Annotated in this window: 5 protein-coding genes and 1 pseudogene; 2 read left to right on the forward strand and 4 right to left on the reverse strand. The window is 32.9% G+C overall.

The window, feature by feature from the left end:
* Positions 1–65: 65 nt before the first annotated feature.
* Together U860_RS0130270 and U860_RS36735 are read right to left on the reverse strand one after the other, a co-directional pair.
* The gene (locus tag U860_RS0130270; protein WP_240184511.1) at positions 66–482 is read right to left on the reverse strand and encodes a hypothetical protein; all 417 of its coding nucleotides are present in this window, start codon (positions 480–482) and stop codon (positions 66–68) included.
* Between the two features lie 12 nt (positions 483–494).
* Positions 495–1,610: a pre-toxin TG domain-containing protein gene (locus U860_RS36735; RefSeq protein ID WP_050447583.1), complete on the reverse strand. Its 1,116-nt coding sequence runs from the start codon at positions 1,608–1,610 to the stop codon at positions 495–497.
* A gap of 12 nt (positions 1,611–1,622) precedes the next feature.
* Here U860_RS36735 and U860_RS0130280 point away from each other — a divergent pair.
* Positions 1,623–1,961: pseudogene (locus U860_RS0130280) on the forward strand (RNA-guided endonuclease TnpB family protein); the annotation flags it as partial.
* Positions 1,962–2,372: 411 nt separating this feature from the next.
* A complete protein-coding gene (locus tag U860_RS0130285; RefSeq protein ID WP_025151399.1) occupies positions 2,373–3,020 on the forward strand; it encodes a lysozyme family protein in 648 nt (215 codons plus the stop codon).
* Between the two features lie 954 nt (positions 3,021–3,974).
* Here the strand turns inward: U860_RS0130285 and U860_RS0130295 are convergent.
* Positions 3,975–5,939 carry a beta-lactam sensor/signal transducer gene (locus U860_RS0130295; RefSeq protein WP_025151400.1) on the reverse strand — a complete coding sequence of 655 codons (1,965 nt, stop codon included), beginning with the start codon at positions 5,937–5,939 and terminating at the stop codon, positions 3,975–3,977.
* On the reverse strand, positions 5,939–6,337 hold the full coding sequence (locus U860_RS0130300; RefSeq protein ID WP_025151401.1) for a BlaI/MecI/CopY family transcriptional regulator: 399 nt from the start codon (positions 6,335–6,337) through the stop codon (positions 5,939–5,941). The genes U860_RS0130295 and U860_RS0130300 overlap by 1 nt, the downstream gene beginning before the upstream one ends.
* Positions 6,338–6,587: the final 250 nt, after the last annotated feature.

Raw genomic sequence — 6,587 nt, forward strand, 5'->3', positions numbered from 1 at the left:
CAGTTGTTTAGTACCATCTGGAAAAATAGTACCAATCTTACCTAAGGTTCCTTTTTTATTTATTTTTAATCATAATCATAATATGGATTAGCTATATTATCCCCGGTATCATCAATAGTTTCTTGTATCTCTTTGAGTATTTTAGGTTCTATATTTTTACTCTCAACTATAGATTCTTTAGCTTTATTGAAACTTTTTTCTAGCCCTAAACTTACTATTAATGATAACATGACGTCCACATCATTATAATTCTTTGTATTCCACAAACTACATAATAAATCATCTAATTCAGTTTTCATTGGTTCTTTCAGAATTTCATAAGTTAAAACTTGTCGTTCCATTAATTCCGTTAAAATTTCTAAGAATTCATCTTTATCTATTTGATTATCCTTAAAATTACTAATTGCTTCGCTAAAAAGATTATATATTTCTTCTTCTGACATAGTTTCTGGCAATTCTTTGTAATTTTGCAATCTCATCATTTTATTTCCCCTTTATTGGTACATGAACTCATTTAAACCTTGGTTTTTTGTCCATGTCCCATCTATTTTTATTTGTTTATTTCCTACCTTAACTTGAGCAGTCCATCTAGAACCAGATGCTGAACCAGGATACTTGATAGCAGCTTCACTATCTGGACCGTGCCATCTAATAATTGCTTTTTGCCCATCAGATAACTGAAATTCATATTTTGCTCCTTCTGGTATTCTAGGGCTTGGATTAAATGTATTAGGTGTTCCTTCTGGAATCATATTTTTCAAATCTTTTACACTTATCTCTCCATTTTCTAGAAGATTTTCAACAACTATCCTCGTTTGGTCTCTGTTCAAAGTTTCTGCTGAATGTTTTCCGATTTCTGTTTCAGCTTTACTGGCTTTCTCAACATTTTCGACTTTGCCAACTTTGTCAAGCAATCCTGCCTCTTTTAATATTTTCTCTTCTTTTTCAGTTAATTCTACACCTTTTAAAAGTTTGTTCCCACCCTTTAACTCTTTTGCTATATTTTCTAACTTCTTAGTAGGAAGGACTGATAAAACTAGCATTCCAGCTGCTTTCGTTCTACTGATTGTTTCTCCTGACAGCCAATCTTTACCGGTTACTGTTTGATAAATATCATTAATGAATACAAAATCACCTATGAAATGAGTGGTTTCTTTGAAAGACTCTTTATCAAACATCCACTTAAGTTCCTTTGTTTTATCCTCATCATAAACACCATCAACATACACATTATAATGTGTATGTTCTCCTACAGAACCCTTATTTACCTTTTCAGCTCGTACCTCTATTTTAGGTTCATGACGTTCTACATAATCCTGCCATTTCTCTTGAATTCCTTTTGTCCAACTTAGAGCCTCTGGACTTGGAATCGTAAAAGTACCACTTGAAGCATTCCATGCTGTCTTTGTTTGGGCTAATCCTTGATTAACTGCTTGCTGTAAAGAGGCGATTTCTGAAAATATATGAGGAGAACTAGCGTTAAAAGCTATCAACTTTTGTAATTTTTCTTCTAACTTTTTCTTAACACCACGATACATATGAATGAGCGTTGAATTAGCTGATAATTGGGCTGTTTTCATACCAACAAGATCTGGTACATTAAGCGACATTAGATTACTTTGAATGTTATCGGTATAGAAGATTTGCAAGTATCGAATATGTTAAAGAATCATAAGTTAGCAAAAGCAATTAGTGAGGTATCATGGTCACAGTTTCGAACCATGTTGGAATATAAAGCAACATGGTTCGGTAAACAAGTCATTGTCGTATCGAAAACATTTGCTTCAAGCCAATTATGTTCTTGTTGTGGATATAAAAACAAAGACGTTAAAAATCTAAACCTACGTAAATGGGATTGCCCTTCTTGTAGTACACATCATGATAGAGATATTAACGCAAGTATCAATCTAAAGAATGAAGCGATAAGGCTTCTAACCGCAAGGACTGCGGAGATCGCCTAATAAATTAGAGCTCGATAGAACTCTTTACTTAGGAATCCCCCACTTCTAAACGAAGTGAAAGTGGGGGTAGTTCAAATTGTTCTTCTTTGTTGGTGATAGAATATTTCCTTCACTCTTCCTTGGGGATCCGAGCAGTTAGCTTTTGCTAGCTGCTCTTTTTATTTCTCTTCATATCAACAAGTTTTCCCTCATATCCGTTTGTACCAATATCTTTTTAAAGTACTCTAAAAAATGAACTTTATCTTAACTTTACTTTATCTTTACTTAATCTTTAGATTTCCATATTAAACTTTAAACTTAAAAGAAATAATTTGGGGTCTAAAAAGGATCAGGGAATTAGCTGTTCATTACATATTTTGTAATGAACAAACCTCCATTGAAAAATGGAATTTCTTATAAAAGGAGGAATATATGAAGAATACGAGTAAAAAACGAATAATTATATTATTCTTTATTAGTATTTTAGGCTTAGGAACAATGCTTGGAATACTATATTTTAATCATAAAACCAATAATCATAAAAATAAAGTACTTGCTACCGAAAAACGTTTATTGCAATATGAGCCCATTTTGAAAAAAGAATTAGAACAATATAATTTAGGAGAGAAAACAGCAGTTTTGTTAGGAATTATGTACCAAGAGAGTAGAGGTGAGGGCAACGACCCTATGCAATCTTCTGAATCACTTGGATTAAAGCCAAATGAACTTCAAGAGACAAGCTTGAGCATTAAACAAGGGGTAAAACACTTTGCTCAAATGTACAAATATGGAACGGAAAAAGATGTTAGCATGGATACAATTATTCAAAGCTATAATATGGGACCAGGGTATATTGATTTTATTGCCAGTCAAGAAGTTAAACAACACTCGGAGGAGTCGGCTAAAAAGTTTTCTAAGATGAAAGTTGATCAAAATCCAGCGATGTACACTTGTGGTGGAAATAAAAATAATTTTAGGTATCCATATTGTTATGGTGATTTCACATATGCAACAAAGGTGAATGAAAAAACAAAACTTATTGAAGGACTTCTCCAAAATGTACATGACTCTTCTAAATAGGCAGTAGAATGAAATGTGATGATACCGTCAGTTATTAATAATAAAATATTAGAATGGAATATACACTTTAAGTAATTCTTTTTATTGTGAAAAATCCTAATAAGTCCAGACTATAGTTTCATTTTATTTAGTAAATACACGCCTCTCGGTTGAACCCTTATCTCGTTTTTGTTAGATTGATGGCAATGGGGCGGTACCCCACATCCATCAACTTAAGGATTTAAAGTACCCCCTAAACGAAAATTTTGTGTTTTTTATAGCACCGAATTTTATTTTTATTGTTTTTGGGGTAATCTGTTTTGTTAGGTTGATAGGCATATGGCGGTACCCCATCGCTATCAAGCTAAGGTTTTGAAGTACCCCCTAAACGAAAATTTTCTTTCTCTACAGGTAGTTATTTTGAGAAGTCAGCTCATTTTTTTCGTTTTGGGGCGTTTATTTTTCTTAAGTTGATGGGCATGTGGCGGTACCCTATTTAGAAAGAGATGTTATCTTTCACCAGCACTTCTTGTTTAATAATTACATGAAAAAAAGCTTCCAATGTATTGGCTCAGTTACTAATACGTAAACTATTACAACTTCATAAAGCCCTGTCAATATAAACAAGGCGAGAGATATTAAGATGTATATTCCTGTATGTCCTCCCTTTTTCTCTGAACCATAATACGCAATCAATCCGAATACAAAAGACATCACAAGGAATACCATCTGTAAAATATCAAGTACAATCGATATTCTCATCTCAGCAGGAGTAAAATTACTGCCAGCATTGTTAGCAGAATAGTTATAATTCCCATATAAAAATATTAATACCCAAGTAATAAAAAAACAACATCATACAAAGTAATGCTAAGGTGTTATATTTGTTTGAACGCATTTCTTTTCCTCCCTGTATTTATGCTTAATATAACTAAAAGGTGTTCTAAAGATATAAATCTTCAAAACACCTTTTTATTATTTCAGCATTGAAAGTATTATTTTTTCCATTTCCGTTTTGTTTACATTCCTATCAAACACTTCTTTTCCCTGATTATCTAAACTATCATTTATGATAACTATCTGATATGCACTATTATTTCCTTTTGCGGGAACAATCATCTTCATACCTTGTAAATTAGAAATGGAATGATTAGCAGAATAAAACACTTGATTCCCTTCTAACTCATACTTCTTTATATCTTCCTCCCGATTAAAAAGATTATAAAATGGATCTTTACTCCCTTCAAGAATCTCAGATTGATAAATAGTATAACCATATTTCCCCTTTATATATTCTGATTTAATAACTAATTTTGGCGTTCTTTCAAGGAATGAATCCCCGATTTCTTTCTGCAACTTATACCCCTCAACTGTATAATTTGGTTTCTTAATTTGGAAATCAACATATTTTTGCGATTCTTCTACGGTATATATTAAAGATTCAGTCACCTTATCTATAAATGGTTTTAATTGATTATTAAGCGCATTTAACCTTTCACGATCAGCTTGACTCAAACGCTCCACCCTAAGTTCTTTTGTATCTCCGTCATAATCCTTAAAATTCTCATCTATCTTTCTTTTGATCATTGCTTTTTTCTGAATAGCACGAGTTTCCTTGAACAGTTGTACGTACTGTTCAAACTCCTCTTTCGTTAAACATTTTTCCGCCAAATACAAAAAGTCTGCATCCCTTTTATATGACTTCTCTACCATCCCCCAATCTTTTTCCGCATTTTCTGGTGTACCTAATATTGTTTCTACAGCATTTTGAAAAGCATCTTTAGATTTCTGCTTTTTTTCTACCACTTGTCCCTTCTGCCTTTCATCTCCTTCGACTGCACGTGCATTGAATAAAGAAATAGTTGCAACAGCAACTATTGCAATAATTCCAAGCGCGGACCAGCGATAGGATTTCTTCTGGAATTTCTTAATCATAAGAATTCTCCTTTTTAGCGTTCGTTTATTTCTACTTAAATTGGCTAGATTCGGTGCTTGATAATAACTTGAATAATGTTCTAAAAGAGTAATAATTGTATGTCCATATGCAATTTGTTCCTCTGATTCTATAAAGGTAAGCGCAAATGCATCACAGGCTAGTTCTTGATCTTCTCGCATACATGAATAGGCATACCAAAGAATCGGATTAAACCAATTTAAGATGATTAAACTATACAAAACCCAATTTACAGCTATATCTCTTCGTTTCATATGAGATAGCTCATGGTAAAAAATATATTGTAGTTGTTGCTCATTCAATACTTTCATATGTCTGCTTGATAATAATACTCTCGGGCGAAAAAGCCCAAAAACAGTCGGACTTGAGATTTTCCCAGCCAACCGTAATGGAATTTGCTTCTTAATTCCCATAGATTGTTTACAGTTTTCAAAAATCCCAACAATTTTTTCATCCGTAATATTGGGTTGCTTTTTTATGTAAGAATATAATCGTCTATTCGTAATACAAGTTATCGTTGCCAGAATAGCTACTCCAAAAAGCCAAATATATAACGTAACTTTATAAACGGAAAGTGTAGTATCTTCTTTCTTTTTATTACTATCTATTTGGTCACTCTCTTTCATTACATTTACGGAGTTAGATTTGTAACCATCTCCTTTTGTAGTTACTGAATGATTCGTTTTATCTTCTGACACGCTTTTTTGTTGTATAGCTGGAGTAGTATCCTTTTGAAAAATCTCAGACACGCCAGAGCTATATGAAAGAAGAGAATAAATACTGTAGGAACTATCTGGTGACCATGGTAATAGAAGTCTTACAATTAAAATCATCCATAACATGTACTGCCATCGCGGAGTTATCTTATTTCTAAGCAAGATTTTGACACATAAGATTAAGCCGACTAATATACTTGCCATAATGGATGTTTCTATCACCCAATCAAAAAATCGAGGTAGATAGACGTTTACAAACATATCTATCATCATCTATCCTTCCTCTGACTTTCCTCAGTCTTCTCATCCAGAATACGTTTGAGTTCGTTAATATCTTCTGAAGAAAGTTTTTCTTCTTTTAAGAAATTCACAAGTAAAGGTTTAAATGCTGCACCACAGAAACGTTTGAGGAACGATTTGGTTTCTACTTGTAGATAACTATCTTGCGACACTAAAGGATAATAGGCATACATACGCCCTTTATCCTGATGGTAAGAAACAGCCTCTTTTTGGACTAATCGATTAATAAGCGTTCGAATCGTTTTCGGTTTCCAATTCATCGTTTCCTCAAGTGCTTCAATTACTTCATTGGCTGTTTGAGGCGACCTTGACCAAAGAACTTTCATGATTTCCAATTCAGCTTCCGATATTTTAGGTAATTCTTTCATTTTATAAAATTCCACCCCTTGTATTACACTTGTAATCTATAATCCAATATTACAAGTGTAATATTGAAATGTCAACCATATTTTGGATTTGTAAATACATTTCCATGAAACTTAAGAAATTAATCCCAAAAACAATGAAAATACGCTATTCTTTATATAGAATCATAGGAAAGGATGGCATATTTTTTCATTTTAGGGGGCATTTCTTTTTATTAGCTTGATAGCGATGTGGTGCTACCCCACATCCATC

This window comes from Bacillus sp. H1a (genome assembly GCF_000633475.1).
GTDB lineage: Bacteria > Bacillota > Bacilli > Bacillales > Bacillaceae_G > Bacillus_A > Bacillus_A paramycoides.